The sequence below is a fragment of the Candidatus Gracilibacteria bacterium genome (assembly GCA_041660965.1).
Lineage (GTDB): Bacteria > Patescibacteriota > Gracilibacteria > BD1-5 > JAGOOR01 > JAGOOR01.
The window spans coordinates 149,364-165,063 of the sequence record JBAZVH010000002.1; the positions used below are offsets into that span (position 1 = coordinate 149,364).

General features: G+C 38.4%; 13 protein-coding genes and 1 tRNA gene. 4 read left to right on the forward strand and 10 right to left on the reverse strand.

The window, feature by feature from the left end:
* Positions 1–9 precede the first annotated feature (9 nt).
* The 4 genes from WC753_04110 to aspS form a co-directional block, all read right to left on the reverse strand.
* On the reverse strand, positions 10–906 hold the full coding sequence (locus WC753_04110) for a class I SAM-dependent methyltransferase (GenBank protein ID MFA6080631.1): 897 nt from the start codon (positions 904–906) through the stop codon (positions 10–12).
* 38 nt (positions 907–944) lie between these two features.
* Positions 945–1,400: an HIT family protein gene (locus WC753_04115; GenBank protein MFA6080632.1), complete on the reverse strand. Its 456-nt coding sequence runs from the start codon at positions 1,398–1,400 to the stop codon at positions 945–947.
* 72 nt (positions 1,401–1,472) lie between these two features.
* Positions 1,473–2,972: an asparagine--tRNA ligase gene (locus WC753_04120; GenBank protein ID MFA6080633.1), complete on the reverse strand. Its 1,500-nt coding sequence runs from the start codon at positions 2,970–2,972 to the stop codon at positions 1,473–1,475.
* Positions 2,973–2,982: 10 nt separating this feature from the next.
* On the reverse strand, positions 2,983–4,491 hold the full coding sequence (gene aspS, locus WC753_04125) for an aspartate--tRNA(Asn) ligase (protein ID MFA6080634.1): 1,509 nt from the start codon (positions 4,489–4,491) through the stop codon (positions 2,983–2,985).
* Between the two features lie 710 nt (positions 4,492–5,201).
* On the opposite strand from aspS, the gene WC753_04130 reads away from it, so the two are divergent.
* Positions 5,202–6,032, forward strand: coding sequence for a phosphotransferase (locus tag WC753_04130; GenBank protein ID MFA6080635.1), 831 nt, complete (start codon positions 5,202–5,204; stop codon positions 6,030–6,032).
* 389 nt (positions 6,033–6,421) lie between these two features.
* Here WC753_04130 and WC753_04135 read toward each other — a convergent pair.
* A tRNA-Gln gene (locus WC753_04135) sits at positions 6,422–6,497 on the reverse strand.
* 127 nt (positions 6,498–6,624) lie between these two features.
* On the opposite strand from WC753_04135, the gene WC753_04140 reads away from it, so the two are divergent.
* Together WC753_04140 and WC753_04145 are read left to right on the forward strand one after the other, a co-directional pair.
* On the forward strand, positions 6,625–9,171 hold the full coding sequence (locus WC753_04140) for a serine protease (GenBank protein MFA6080636.1): 2,547 nt from the start codon (positions 6,625–6,627) through the stop codon (positions 9,169–9,171).
* Positions 9,172–9,238: 67 nt separating this feature from the next.
* Complete coding sequence (locus WC753_04145) at positions 9,239–9,607, forward strand: hypothetical protein (GenBank protein ID MFA6080637.1); 369 nt, start codon at positions 9,239–9,241, stop codon at positions 9,605–9,607.
* A 14-nt stretch (positions 9,608–9,621) separates the two neighbouring features.
* On the opposite strand, the gene WC753_04150 is transcribed toward WC753_04145, so the two are convergent.
* Genes WC753_04150 through WC753_04160 form a run of 3 tightly spaced genes read right to left on the reverse strand, consistent with a single transcriptional unit; the run spans position 9,622 to position 12,292 of the window.
* Entirely contained in the window at positions 9,622–10,527 is a 906-nt protein-coding gene (locus WC753_04150; protein ID MFA6080638.1) for a class I SAM-dependent methyltransferase, read from the reverse strand.
* An 8-nt stretch (positions 10,528–10,535) separates the two neighbouring features.
* The gene (locus WC753_04155; GenBank protein MFA6080639.1) at positions 10,536–10,841 is read right to left on the reverse strand and encodes a 2Fe-2S iron-sulfur cluster-binding protein; all 306 of its coding nucleotides are present in this window, start codon (positions 10,839–10,841) and stop codon (positions 10,536–10,538) included.
* The gene (locus WC753_04160; protein ID MFA6080640.1) at positions 10,790–12,292 is read right to left on the reverse strand and encodes a hypothetical protein; all 1,503 of its coding nucleotides are present in this window, start codon (positions 12,290–12,292) and stop codon (positions 10,790–10,792) included. Before WC753_04160 ends, WC753_04155 begins: the two co-directional genes overlap by 52 nt.
* Positions 12,293–12,462: 170 nt before the next feature.
* Between WC753_04160 and rplA the strand changes: the two genes are divergently transcribed.
* Positions 12,463–13,152: a 50S ribosomal protein L1 gene (rplA, locus tag WC753_04165; GenBank protein MFA6080641.1), complete on the forward strand. Its 690-nt coding sequence runs from the start codon at positions 12,463–12,465 to the stop codon at positions 13,150–13,152.
* Between the two features lie 102 nt (positions 13,153–13,254).
* Here the strand turns inward: rplA and WC753_04170 are convergent, their stop codons facing one another.
* Together WC753_04170 and WC753_04175 are read right to left on the reverse strand one after the other, a co-directional pair.
* On the reverse strand, positions 13,255–15,186 hold the full coding sequence (locus tag WC753_04170; GenBank protein MFA6080642.1) for a type IV secretion system DNA-binding domain-containing protein: 1,932 nt from the start codon (positions 15,184–15,186) through the stop codon (positions 13,255–13,257).
* Between the two features lie 100 nt (positions 15,187–15,286).
* Positions 15,287–15,658, reverse strand: a complete 372-nt coding sequence (locus tag WC753_04175; protein MFA6080643.1) for a pilin — start codon at positions 15,656–15,658, stop codon at positions 15,287–15,289.
* Positions 15,659–15,700 lie beyond the last annotated feature (42 nt).

Sequence of the window (15,700 nt, forward strand, 5' to 3'; positions counted from 1 at the left end):
AATTATTAGTTATTTCTTACAAACATAGAAAACAGGTGGCGTATCTCGGGAATCTGTTTCGGAAATATGATTATTATTGATTTCTAAGACAGTAAGTCCAGATTTTTTAATCATATCTTTCACTTCTTTAATAGTTGGTATGTGCATGAATTGTTCAGAAGCTAATAATCACATTTCAGAATCAACTATCCTTTTGAAAAATAAATCTCAATAGTCAATTTCTCGTACCTCGAATCAGGTTGGTTTGATTATAAATAATTTAATCCACATATATATCCAGAAGAGCATTCTTGAGGAATAAAATTTACGCTCATGCGTTGTGAATATGAAAATCCCCTTATCTCTTAATACTCTTCGTACTTCTCTTAATATATCCATTCGTAATTCTTTACTTGGATTTTGTGCCCAACCTTGATTAGAAAAAAAGACATAATCAAGGGAATTTTCAGGAAAATCTAATCTTGCAGCATCTCAATCCATATATGTGATGTTAATACATTTTTCTATAGCAATCCTCCTAGCGGCATTTATCATTTCTGTTGAAAAATCTATACCAGTTACTTGAAATCATCTTTCCGAAAGAGGTAGCGAGGTTCTACCTGTTCCACAGCCTATGTCCAATAATTTACCAGGTTGACAGAAATATTTTTCTATAAAAAACTTCTCGGAATTCCACAATCCTGAATTAGCAGATCTAAAGAAATATTTTTGTGACCCTAGTCCAGAAAATTCTTTTACAATAGCATCTTTCAAATCTTGAACGTGTTCTTCATCTCGACGCTTTCGTGAATTAAGAATATTTTGTATAAATCCTTTAATTCTATTTTGACGAAACAATATACTGTTTTTACTATTAGAATTCAAAAAAGAATCATTAATTACTGGACCTCATTTTTCCAGAGACATAGCATGAAAAAAATTAGAAAATCCAATTTGATAAAAGATTAAGATAGTATTTTAAGTGCAATTTCCGATAAATATTTATCATCAGCTTTTTTATAATCATGAGATGAAATGTATCATTCATAAGTGGAAAAATATTTGTCTACATTTGATTTGAGAGGTTTCCATTTTTCCATATTTGCAGTACCATGCATTGGAAAGAGCTTTGCATGAACATGGTCTACTCAAAATCCCTCAAAAACTAAAGCTGTCCGACCCACGTCTTCGAGTTTGAGATCAAGCATTTTTGCTACCTTCTTCGTAGCTATCAATAACTCACTCAGCACCTCATCAGGGAGATCAAAAATATAACTAGAATAGTGGGTTTTTGGTATCACAACAGTGACTCATTCCGTATTTGGGAAAATAGACAAAAAAGCAATAAATTTTTCATCCTCCCAAATTACATGAGAATGAGATTTTTTATGTGCAATCTGGCAGAATATGCAGTCAGTCATAAATAGGGAGATTAGATGCGCATATGAGTATATTGGGCAAAATACATTAGTCCAGAAAATTATTGCTATCTATTAAGGATTCATCGTTCTATCAAAAATTCTTGGAAATCCATGACAATCTCTTACATGGTCATTTCATATCAACCAACGCATAAGTCTTTCCAAGCCCATTCAGAAAGCTACATGTGGAACACATCAGCTTGCATGTACTTCTCTCACGAATTCATAACGCGGATCAGTATCTCTATTTTTTTCCCTCATTCTTTCCAACAACATATCAAAATCATAGATCTTTTCAGCTACTCAAAGTAATTCACCACATCAATTACTTGTAATCAGATCTGCAACCATGCATACTTCAGTGTCTTGTGGGTCTATAGAGTATGGGAATGGCTCAATTGATCTGGGTATTCAGGTTACCCAAAAAGGATGATTAGGAAAAAAATTATGCGATAAGAATTCTTCTTCTTTTGATCCAAGACTTTTTCAAAATTCAATATCAAATCACTCTCTTGCAAGAATGTCACAGCACTCACGATATGTTATTCGTGGATATGGTGCTTTTAGCCCATCTTCACAGAGATTGACCCCTAATTCCTTCAAAAAATCTCCACCTTTTGCTTTTAACTGCCTTGTTAGAAAAGGTATAATCTCCTCAACGGCTCAGATAACTCATTCAAAATTATCCCAACACCACTCAGCTTTTATGTGCCAATATTCCATAAGGTGTCTTTTTGACCTACCCTCTTCTCATCGGAATGAGGGCCCCATATTATATACTTTCTCTAACCCATGTGCTGCAGCTTCTAAATAATATCAAACACATTGAGTCATAAAGACATTTTGTTTTGAAAGCCCTGCCTTAATAGCCGAATCATCTTCATACAATGGTACGGGGGTAAGGATAGGCGCATCGAAAGATATAAAATCATTTTTACTGAACCATGATCGCATTTCACTTTGAAGTAAATTTCTAAATTTCATCATTGCGGCCAGTTTCGGATTTCTGAGGTATAAATGCCTATTTCTTAGGAGATGATCAACGGTATTTCAATTAAAAGGATCTGACTCGGATCGCGGTTGCATGGTTATTCCTGGTTGCGAAGGGTTGATTCTTTTGATTTGATCAACCTGTATCTCTGATTTTCCGCGATGTATACTTATATGACCTCATAATTCAACTCATTCTTCCATTCTCAAACCAGAAGCCTGCTCTTTATTTAAACAACACTGAATAGTACCAGTTGAATCCATTAGATCGACAAAGATAATTGCACCATGATTGCGCAGTGATTTGACCCATCATTTTATCCATATATGTTTTCACTCTTCGCATTGTTGCAGGGAAGCGATCCGGATCCTTTTACCGAAGGTTGGATTTTTTAGACCCATAACCTTTCCGTAAAAATCTTGAAAGTCATCAAAGGATTCAAATACTCATTTCATTAATTCAGCGTTTTCATTCCAGAATGATGTAATATCGACCACTTTAGAGCTTACCGCCTTGATAAGTACTTCCTGGAGATTTGTAAGTTTGGCACCATGTTCCGTTTGTCAGCTCGGAGCGTCCATATTGGTTTAATTAGGGAGTTAACCTGTTTGGTCATCTATAGAGGTAAGTCACTTCTCTAACATTCTTTTTTCATAAAAGAATCATAAGCATTCTTGTGAGTCATAATCCAAATCATCCATGTGGAGGAGCACCATTATTGAAGAACTTTAAATAATTTTGAATTCCTTCCTGATCTAAAAGGCCTTTTTCTGCAATTTGATCACTCAAAATATCAACCCTGTGTTCTCTTTGCGCACCGGTAGTGATCTCTAATCATTTCCAGAGTAAATCAAAACTTTTTGTTACGTTGGGTTTATCCGGGTAACGCATATGATAAAATGGTCTTACTGATGTTGGATAATCTGTCACAAAAACAAAGTCGTGCCCATATTCTTCTTGAACATGTCTAAAGATTAATCTTTCACCTTCAGGGTCTAAATCCTCAGTATGTGGCATCTCGTGCTTATATTTTTCGAATACTATTCTTCTCGCATCATCAAGAGTGATCCTTGGGAATGGAGTCTCAGGAATATTTATTTTTTCTCCAAATAATTTTTCCACAGCATCACCATATCTTCACTTTAAATCTGTTAGTAATTTTCGTAACATTTCCTCTTCCACCCGCATCACATCCTCATGCGATTCTACCCAAGACATTTCTAGATCTATCATAGTAAATTCCGTGTCATGTCTCGATGTAAATGAAGGATTTGCTCTAAAAACTGGTCAGATTTCGAACACTTTATCAAAACCAGCTGTCATTGCTAATTGCTTATAAAACTGGGGCGATTGTGCTAAATAAGCAGTTTTATCTCAGAAATATTCAAGTTTAAATAACTCTGATCCAGACTCACTTTGTGATCACATAAGCTTCGGAGAATGAATCTCAATGAATCATCTTTCATTCCAATAAGATCTCAGCGATTCTTCGAGGGCGGTTTGTATTTGGAAAATAAGTCGAGATTCTGGATCACGAAGGGAAATATGTCGCCAATCCATCTTTGCCTCTAATGAGGAGGTTGGCTGAATTGGGTAGTCTTGCTTTGCTGCTCAATTTATAATGAGTCCTGTTACCTGTATTTCAACACCATTTTTTGCTTTTGCTTCGTCTCATTTTTTTAATGTACCGCTCACAGTAACTGCAGATCATTTTGAAAGTTCACTGATTTTTCAGTTTATATCATCGCCTGCTTCAGGCTTCCATACGATACACTGAGTTATTCAAGTGTGGTCCTGTAAATCAAAGAAGTAAACATTTTTTTGATTTCGTATTTTTCAAACCAGGCCTTGGAGTTTCACTGGCTGGTTATTTCATAATAAATCCACATTACCAATCAGGGTTCTGTCTGAATTGTAATCATCCACGAATAATCTCCTTTCAACAATTTTTTGAACAAAGTCTTGTATTTCTCAAATGTTCTCACTATCTGAAGCTTCTGGTATAAGTTCTCATTTTTTGTGAGCTAGGACAAGATTGTTTAAGTCTTCTTGTGATAGAGTTCAGTTTTGGAGACTAGAAATTAAGTTTGCATTATTCATATTTATGGTGTTTAATAATTATTATGTAATATATACCTATTTTATTTACTAATGCAATACAATTTTCTAATTTATGTTTGACATATATATTATATATATTTATATATAGAAGTTAATTGGTATAATTTGGTTATTGTTAATAATTTTTTAGAAATTCTCCTAGAGTAGGAAGTAGGAGACATAGGACCCCTTGAGGAAGTCAAAAAATTAATGAGAAATACCTGAAAATATGGGAATCCCAATGCTTTGAAAAGTCCTCTTAGCTTACCTTCCCATACGGATAACGGTCTAGCAATACTCTATTCAATATACAATCTCACAAAGGATTTGTAACATAAATTAAACAAAAAAATGATCCTAGGTAGTAGAGTCACAATATGGTCTTAGTGTACGTAATGGTTGGGGATGAGGGATTCGGTCGCTCTCTGCCGCGACCGGCGCTCTCATCTTCGAAGTGACGTAAGTCACTTCTCTGACTCGATTCTCACCCTCATCCAACCGGATTTTGTCATAAAAAATCCCTCAGCTGAAGCTGAAGGATGTTTTTGATGACAGTATGGTTGGGAATTAAGTATACTAACCCTTATAAGTAAGGCTAGAATGGGTACTTTGAAGAACTATTAAGATATTCCATATTGACTTGAAAGCAAAAAAGTATACAACAAGATAGAATTAAATATTTTTAATTCATCTCAAATCATTCATCTTATATGAATCATCCCAACACAAAAGATCTGAAACTTCTCTGAAAATGAGAAGCATATACTGTTTACGAATTGAATTTCGAGACGATATTACGTATTCGTTATACCTGAGAAAAGTATCAAAATTATGGCAGTGAGCAGAAATTACTTTCTTGTTTACATAATCAAGCAAAGATTTTTCCTCAACTATTAGAATATAACGAGGACTGAGACTGGTGAATATATACGAGAATTCATGGAGCATCTGCGAGTTCATATATTTCTCATGCTAGCATAGAAGAGATGCAAGATCTCACAAAAGAAATCTGTGATACTCTTCAGGTTCTACATTCCATAGCCCCAGAAACACTCTTGTGATTATGATACACTGATTTGAGAAGTACTTCTTCAGGAAATTTGGATTGGCTACGGGGTGACATAAAAAACAAATTATCATGATTTCCAGAGAACGTTGTAAAAAATATACTGCAATATATCAACGAATTAGAGACATATAACTACCCTCATCCTACCATGACACATGGCGATATATCTCTAGAAAATATCATTGTAGATCCCAATAATTGAAGACTTGCAGGTATTATTGATTTTTCGGATGCCAGAGTAGCAGATCCAGCTCTTGATTTTGATAATCTCTGACGTTTGTCAGAATATGCCTGGGCGTATTTGGGCGAACATATAGACGTATATAGTGATATAGTTTCACTTAAAAAGAGGGCAGAGTTTTACAGTAAAAGAAGGTATTTATTTAGTTATTTATATAACTTCAAACATCGCTCAGAAGATGATATATTATGGGTGTTCGGGGCAAGTTTTGAGTTAGAACCTTTACTATAAATATTCCATAATAAAAAAATCATAAAAAATCCCTCAGCTGAAGCTGAAGGATGTTTTTGATGACAGTATGGTTGGGGATGAGGGATTCTTTCACTCTCCGTCGTGAACGACTCTCCTCATTCGAAAGACCAGAGCATTGGTCTTTCTTATTTCGGATTCTCATCCCTCATCAGCGCTCAAATTATGAAAAAACAAAAACACCCCTAAAGGAGTGTTTTACTTTTTCATGGTTGGGGATGAGGGATTCGGTCGCTCTCTGCCGCGACCGGCGCTCTCATATTCGAAGTGACGTAAGTCACTTCTCTGACTCGATTCTCACCCTCAGCTAATCCGGATTTTGTCATAAAAAATCCCTCAGCTGAAACTGAAGGATGTTTTTGATGACAGTATGGTTGGGGATGAGGGATTCGAACCCCCGGAATGGCGGGATCAAAACCCGCTGCCTTACCACTTGGCTAATCCCCAACACGTAGTGAGATTGTAGATATTTTTCATTTTCTGCAAGTTTTTTGTTTTCTTCTTTTTGTTTTTTGTAATATGCTATAATCGAGTAGAGCATCTATTTTTAGAGTATTCTTATTTTGATTGTTGTATGAAAAAAATCCTTCTCTCATTTTGTTTTTTGTCTTTTGTCTTTTGTACTAATGTCTTGGCAGCATCTTCACCAGTTGTGCAGGTGGTTTCTTATAAGGAGCCACTCGGGCTCTATTATCTCCTCCAATGATGGGGGAGTGGATCTATCATAGACAACGCGGGGCATATTATCACGAATAATCATGTCGTCGATGATGGATTTGGAGGCATATCGGATGATTTTGCGATATGTATGACAGAAGATCCAGCATTGCCCCCTCAGTGTCACTACACGGCCTCTGTTGTTTCTCGTGATGCTGATGCTGATGTGGCGATTTTGCAGATAGCGCCTACTGATATTTTTGGTAAAAACGTTGATTTCAGCAAATTTTCGACTCTCCCAATCAATATGGATTATTCACCTGCTTCTGGTGATACTGTAGTGGCTCGTGGATATCCATGGGTAGGTGCCAATACTATCACTGAAACAAAAGGTATCGTCTCAGGCACAGCACAGTATAATGGAAAAAAATATATCAAAACTGACACACTGATCGCCGGTGGTAATTCGGGTGGTCCTCTTATTCAGGATGGAAAGATGGTAGGCATCAACACATTTTTGATTGGTGGCGGGTATGACCCATCCCTTGGTTATTCGCTTTTGATCAGCGAAGCAAAGGATTTTATCACAAAAGCACTCTCTCAGATAAAAACTCTGCAGTCCAATAATCCTCTGTTTCCAAAATTTCTCCAGAATATGGACATATTTTCTACACAGAAAAAAATCATCGATCCTCTGGTGACGATACATCTTCCAGAAAAATACACGATTATGTCCTACATACCGTCGACGAGTATTTCTGCGACACTTTTGGATACCAATACGACTTCCGTTGCTTCGTTTGAGTTTTTTCATACTCGGTCACCGCGCATTGCAAATAAAGGAGAACTTCAGACCTATTTATCTCATTTGTTTCAGGCAAGCAAGGAAGATATTTGACTGAATCCTGTGACTATTGGTGGAAGGACTTTTTATGAATTGGTTGATACGAAAAATCCTGAAACTACTAAGACACAGAGCTACTATGGGTATGTCTCCATTATCGATGAGACACATCTGATATTCTTGTTTTTGACAACGCCTGAGCCGACACAAAATACACTCGAAAAAATACAAAAATCGGTGAAAGATTTTCTCTGATATATTTCTTTCCCGACAGTATTTATATTTCCAAAGATACAAAACATCATTATCTCAAATGCCAAAATCAGTCTTCTCGCTACTGAGAACACGATGATATCCTATGATATTCAGGAATATAGAGGTATTTTAGAGGATCTCATTTTGGATAGGAAAGATTTTGTGATGGTACGAAATTTCCTCGGGAATGCCTCCCAATATGCACAGATATCTGTTTTCCAAAATTCTTTTGAAACAGAAGATGACACGCTCGATATGTGGATGGAAAAGAGTACACAATATCGGGATATTCCCACAATAAAAAAGAAAGTTTCCTACAAATGATATAAGTGATTTTTGGTCTGCAATAATGATTTTTACACAGATGATAGAGGGGAAACTCAGGATACTATCAGCTGTGAAGGAGTCTTTTTTGTTGGAGCAAAAAATGATAGTATTCTTTCGGCTCAATTTGTACTTCCGAGAACTCAGGGCAAAAAAATAGATACGATTATTCAGCAATACTTGAATCGAGCAGTCCAGATACCCGAGATCTGAATCACTGATTTTAATACTCAGAAATCTGTCAACATAGCCCCGTATTCTGATGTAGGCAATCAGTCTGATGCTTATAAGGAAGCTCTTAGGCAGCTTCTTTCTTATGGTGTACTCGCGAAACGACCCATGTTTGAATGAGAGAGTCCATTGACCTGGAAAGAGTATATTTCTCTCTATGTGTGGGCCATCTATCATCGTCGTATGCATGAAACTCTTGATACCACCAATTCTACCAGTCCGACTCTTGAAAAAATTCTCTCTAAACTTCCGATTGCCTGGAGTGGATATGCTGAAAGTGAGGAATTTTATCTCAACCGACTCCACATCCTCATACGATTGCTCGTTGCAGGTGGTAGTTTGCCGAGCTATGATTTTGCTACTGTTTCAGCATTTGATGCCGACGAGTACGACCACGAGATATATGGGAAAGAATGGGACACCATCAATGCATTTGAGACAAAATATTTTCCAAATAAAGTCTCCCCAAAGCATGCAAAGTACACCACAGAATTCTCTCTTACCTATAATCCCATCACATGACTTGTCAAAAAACTCAAAAAGGATGATACCGTGAAAGATAGGTTTTTACGAGATGGTGCAAAAGACAAGGCAGATGCAGAGAGAACCGCACGATGTGATATGAGCTCTGTGGCATACTTTTCGGCTGAATGTAGAGCGATGCGAAAATCTGCACTCGCAGATATGCTCTCCTATACTGTTTTGACAAAATGAAAGGCGATAGAAATAATCTTAAAAGATATGGATTATACCTTGTGGGATCCATCACTTGCTCCTAAAAATGTACCAGCAACTGTCCCCTCAGAATAATTTCTCAGAGGAAATGTTTGACAAGTGGGCAAATAGACGATAATGTCTTTTATACAACCATCTTTTTATGGATATTCATCAAAAAATCAGTATAGGTATTTTCGGAACCCTTCTTCTCTGAACGCTCGCAATGTATAGTTCTGGTTCACTCTCCAGTAGTGTGCTCAAGTCTGATGCGTTGCAAAATGGAGCCAATCCTTGTTCAGAAAGCTATATGACAGCATATGCAAAGATATATCCAGAAGACAAAGCAAGAATCCTTGAGAGACAGAGATTTATCGGACGAGATTGTGGCGCAGGTGTGGTCGAAGCAAAAAAATCATACTGTGACGCCTATGCAAAACAACTCGAAACATACACAGCTCTTGTAAAGAAATATGAGACGTGTCTTAAAGATGTTCCGGCTCCTGTGTCTACAAAAGAAGTGACACAATAATTCCTTCAACAATATTAGAGGTATTTCCATCGTGCGTAGACTCCCGTAGTAAGACTTTTTTCACTATTTTTTTGTTGTATACCGAGTTCTCCATGCTCTACGATTCCCTCCGGAAGAATGTCGGAAACTATATTGGCAAGCGATGTTGAGAAGATACTCGATGCATACGTATTCACGAGGAAAAAGAGGGGAGTTGGCGAGAGGATTTTTTTGATGTTTTCCAAGAGAATTGGAAAAGAAGTATCAAATTCCCATTTTTCTCCATTGGCACCGTGTCAGAATACAGGAGGATCCATGATAATACCATCATAGGTATTGCCACGACGGGCTTCTCGTTCGACAAATTTTATCACATCTTCCAGTATCCAGCGTATAGCATTTTCTGGTAGTCCCGAGAGTGACATATTTTTTTGTGCCCAGCCAATCGTCGGCTTTGAAGCATCGACATGCGTGACTTGTGCGCCTTCCTTTGCACAAGCTATGGAAGCGATTCCTGTGTAGGCGAAGAGATTGAGGACTTTTATTTCTTTTGTAGTTCCGAGTTCCGAGTTCCGAGTTGGAAGTTCTAAATTTTGTACTTTGTATTTTGCATTTTGTATTACTTGGCGAAGCCAAGTCCAATGCATCGCTTGTTCTGGAAACACTCATACATGACGATATGGTGACCACCTACATTGCCATTTGAGATCGCCATATTCCATCATCCAATCAGCTACATTTGGGATTTTTTTCCAAGCACCTTGTCCGCCCATACTTTTATCAAAATAAGCATCACAGGGCCAATCAGGAAGTGTACGTGACCAGAGAGCTTGGGATTCAGGCCGTACTACTTTAAAAATACCATACTGTTCATATTTCATACCGTCTCCAGAATCGAGAAGAGCGTAGTCAGGAAATGGGGGGAGTGAGAGATGGGTCATAGAAAAAATTATTCCGCAAAATCAAGAACGACTTCAAAATTTTCTTCTGAAGTTGCCCGCCTCTCATGGAGTCATCCGATGCACGTCAAAAATTCATCTCTCTCGGTATCAACCATTTTTTCACCAAAGGCATTTTGCACGAGATGCTCTCCTCATGATGTTACTCGGCACATACAAGCATGACAGACGCCAGCACGACAGGCAAAAGGGGAGTCAATACCATGCTTCTCACATTGTTCTGTAATAGAGGATTTGCTATCACCTACGAAGGTATGCCAGTTTCCGGAGGGGTCGCGGAGCTTGATGGTAATCATAAGGAAAAGAGTTTATGGATTTGAGAAATTTCTTTCTTTAATGTTTCGTTGAGTATAGTTTTTTCGGCTCAAAAGTCGAGAACAATCTCGGAAAGAGATGGAAAAAATTGTTCACGCAGTTGGTTAAGGACTACAATTCTCCTCTGTAATACTCTCTGATCAATTTCGGGAATAATATCGCGGTAGGCATATCGTGTTTTTATTTCCTGCAGTGTAATGAGGAGATATTGTCGAGCTATTCGTTGTTGTGCTTCCTGAGGATTCTCCGTGCCTTGGTCTCAAAATGTCTTCCATTCACGATAAAAAGAAAAGAAAGGGTTAAAGACGAGTGCATTTCTGAGGGGAACATATGTTTTAACACGCTCTTGAAATGCTGGAAAATCAGAAGAAATACCCTCAAGAACATGAGAAATATCGACTTTTCACGTTTTTGTGCCACAGATACAGCGTTTCCAATGAAAGAGTTCTACATCTTTTGCCTGTTCGATGAGAATTGCCTGCTCTGCTATGCCAGCATTTTTCCCAAGTCTATCTCTGAGTCATTTTTCAAGAGTCTTTGTTGCCCAATAAACTCGAACACTATCATATTGTCCTCCATCCAATTTTAGGAGATAGTCTATCTCCGCCTTTTTCGTATAAAAAAATAACCTTCCTCGAAGTTTTGAGGTAATATTTTCTACCAATCATTGTACTATTTTTACGAGTTCTTCCATTCAGTGAGGTGCAGTTTTTGTGGATAAATAATAGGATACTAATTCGGCAATCTCTGAAGAAATATCTGTGACTGTTTTTGCTCCTTGAGCGAGATGATTTCGTGCATATTGTTGAGAATCGAGCGCGCTGTATACACCGTCATGCATCGTGAGATAGGCCCTATTACTGGGGACAAGTTTTGGATTTTTTCGTGAACCTCTTCCTTGCTTTCATTTTCTCACTTCTTGAAAACGCCCAATACGACCATCTGTCCCGAGGATAATCCTCCCAGAGAGAATACGTTGTGCACTGAGGAGCCAATCTTTTACCGCGGTGATCATCTGAGTCATTTCGTCCTTATTTTTTACCTCCCGAAGAGAAAAAGTTCCATGTTGTTTTCAGAGGTTGCCAATACGAAAGGGGTCTATCACGACATAAGGGCGTTGCTCTGTCTCGAGAGACCCGGCATCGATATGCAAGAGTGCATTTTCTGGGCTGAGTGTGCGTATCGTCCATCCTGTGATAGAGTGAGGGAGAGAGACGAAAAATTTTGAAAGGTTTTCCTCAGTCGAGAGACTCGAATATTTTTGTTGATTTTCTCTTCCAGCATTGACCTGTTCTGCGACGATCTCATCTCTCCAGTATTGGAGCTCTGGGTGTTGAAGGAGGAGTTTTTGGAGTTCTTTACTGAGATGATTTGTAGCGGCATCTGCCTCAGGTAGGCCACTTACTGAATCACTATGGAGTTCTTCCAACATAAAAATAATTATTGTCCATATATCATAGAAAAAATTTGCAAAATGCAAATATCTCATACAATGTCGCTCGTTGGGAGCCCCGCTCATTTTTGTGCCAAATAAGTTTTAATACTTTATGGACACGAAAATGAGCGGGGCGCTCGCACCAATATTTCTTTATTTTTCTTTGTATGCCACGAGGCAAAAAATACACTGCTGCGCTCAAGTTTATTGAGCTCAGCAAAGCTTACTCCGTAGAAGAAGCAGTTGCTCTTCTCGAAAAGACCAACTTCGTCAAGTTTGACCCAACAGTTGAAATACATTTTCATCTTGGTATCAATCCTACGAAAGCCGATCAGATGGTTCGTATGGGTATGACCCTCCCTCATGGGACTGGTAAAACAGTAAAAATCGCAGCATTTAGTGATGCAGGTGATGAGAAAGCTCTTATTGGAGCTGGAGCATTGATAGCCGGTGGGGATGATCTCATCTCAGGTATCGAAGCTGGATCTACACCTATCAACTTTGACATCGCTATCGCTACTCCTGCGATGATGCGTAAGATGGGTAAGATTGCCAAGGTCCTCGGTCCAAAAGGCCTGATGCCAAATCCAAAATCTGGAACAGTCGGTGACGATCTCCTCGCCATCATCCAAGAGCTCAAGGGTGGTAAATTCGAAGTGAAAAATGATAAACAAGGTGATATCCATGGTATGATTGGGAAACTTTCTTTTGGAGCTAAAAAGCTCACAGAAAATCTTCAAGCATTTATCCATAGCGTCAACGATGCTCGTCCATCTGGGCTCAAAGCAAACTTAACCTATATCAAATCAATCTCTGTGTGCACTTCTATGTGACCTGGCATTTCTGTGAAGATATAATTATTTTAAATTCTTAGATAACCCCTCAGAGATGAGGGGTTATTGTTTATGGTCAAATTCAAAATGGTTAGAATTACTTTTTCAAAGCAATTCACGACATATCTATTCCATCTTATTTGAAAGCTTTCCTTCCACAAACTCTCTCTTCTTTGCAAATTTTTCACGTACAAGGGTTTGGAGTTTTTGTGAGTCTTGTAAACCATCACGAGCCACGACCATATCCATTGGGATGAGTTCTCCAGATTGGACTGACTTCTTTTTATCCTTCACTGTTTTGACTATAAAAGAAAAATTTTGCTGTTCTGTTAGAACAGGGATATCGAGAGTTTTGCTCATATTTGGAGCGAGTATTTTGGCATCATCATGACTCGTATGAAAGACGATGATATTTCCGACGTTACCGAGTATTGCTTCAACCAGTTTTTTATCGACTTGTCCGAGATATTGGTGTGCTATGATCAGTTCGAGACCATACTTTCTCGCTTCAGAAAATATGTCGGCGAAACTCTCTGTTGCAAAGTTTTGGAATTCATCGACATACAGACGAAATGGTACTCGATTTTCTGGCTCAATCGTTGCACGACTCATCACGTCGAGCTGAAATTTGCTCACGAGCATAGAGCCAAACATATCGCTCACATCTTCTCCGATTTTCCCTTTTGAGAGATTGGCGAGAAATATTTTTTTATTATCCATCACCCATCGTGGAGAAAATCCAGATTGTGGCTGACTCACGATATTGCGTATCAGCGGTACAGAGAGAAATTGTCCTACTTTATTGAGAATAGGTCCTACGACCTCTGCCTGTCGCATCTGTGACATATTCTCAAATTCTGTTGTCCAAAATTTTTGTAAGAATGGATTTTTTATTTGTGCGAGATATCGTTTGCGAAATTCTTCATCGGTGAGAAGCATCGTCAGATCAAGTAGTGTTGTCCCTGGTTTTTCGAGGAGTGTCAGCGTGGCATTCCGGAGGATATATTCGAGCCGAGGTCACCAGCTATACCCAAATATTTTTTTAAAAACGCCCACAATAGAGCTTGCTACGAGTGAAGAGAATTGTTCGTGCGTATTTTCGAGGATATTAAATCCGATGGGATAGTCGATATCAGCGAGATCAAAGAGGACGACATCGTTGCTACGAGATTTTGGGATACGATGAATAATCCTGTCATAGAGGTCTCCGTGGGGATCGATGAGCCCTACTCCTCGGCCAGCATCAATATCCTGGAGGATCATACGTTCCATCAGTGTGGATTTTCCACTTCCCGTTTGCCCGACAAGGAGTGTATGACGACGGAAAGAGTTTTGGTCGAGCGTGATAGTATCTCAGTGATCTTCAGAGAATCCGAGGAGCATAGGTGATTCTCATAAGTGATTTCACACTATTTCTCACTCTTCTTCACTATCATTTTTTTCTTCAAAAATCACATCTCATACAAGAGTATTATGATCTATCACCATCTCTTCTTCTGGCATTTCGATATTTCTTTCCCAGATATTTTTTGATTTTTTGCTCTTTTCTTCCCAAAAATTTCCTCTCTCAACCAAGACATCACGGAGACTCATGAATTTCTTATTTTTTCGAACAAGATTTTCTGTTGGTCTTTCTTTGAGTATCGATTCTGGTATATCGCTCAATGCATAGTCATAAAAGATATCTTCTGGTGTTTCTGACTGTATATGAGGAAGAGTGTCTGATATCTCTGGAGTGACATCTGGAGAATTGCCTTGAAGCGATTCTTGGAATATCTCATGGGGAATAAAGTCCTCTGATTCAGTGAGAACCCCTGTTTCACTGTAAGCATAGGTATCGATATATTCGAGTTCACCGATTTCTTCTGGTTGTATTCTGATACTTTCTTTTGGAGTTTGAAGTGGCGAAGAAATTTCTAAGGGGGTATACATAGGAACATCATCGGCTCTGTGTACTATTTCTGTTTCTTGGTTTCGATTGGTAGATTCGACAATATCCCTATTTGTGACAAGGAGGGAGAAGAAACGTTTCAGAGTATGTAAGGAAGCTGCCTTCATAATATACAATTCTACAAATTATATAAATATGTCAATACCTCACACACACAAAAAACTCTCCGTTTAGGCGGAGAGTTTTTTTAAGAGAATATTTGGTGACTTATTGGATTTTTCCATTACCAGCCAAGATGCTGAAGAGGAGATTCGTCAGAGTCCAGGCAAAGAAGATAACGACGATACCGATAACGGCATTGATAATAATTTTCTTTCCTGCTTCTTTTCCTTCATCTTCTGCCCCAGAAGTGAGGATTTTCCATCCACCCCAGAGAGCCATGGCGACCATGATCAGTCCGAGAAATGTGAGGAGTCCTGAAATAAATGTTTGAATAGTATCGATAGGTTTTCCATCAGCGCCTGGCCCTCTTAACCCAGGATCGACTGTTTCAGTCCCTGGATCTATCACAGCAAAAGTGTATTGAGCAGTGAGGAGTGCACCAACACCAGTATACATATATCGTTGAACTGTGTTCATAAAAAGGTATTAAAAAGTAAACACATTGCAAGTATAGCCTAT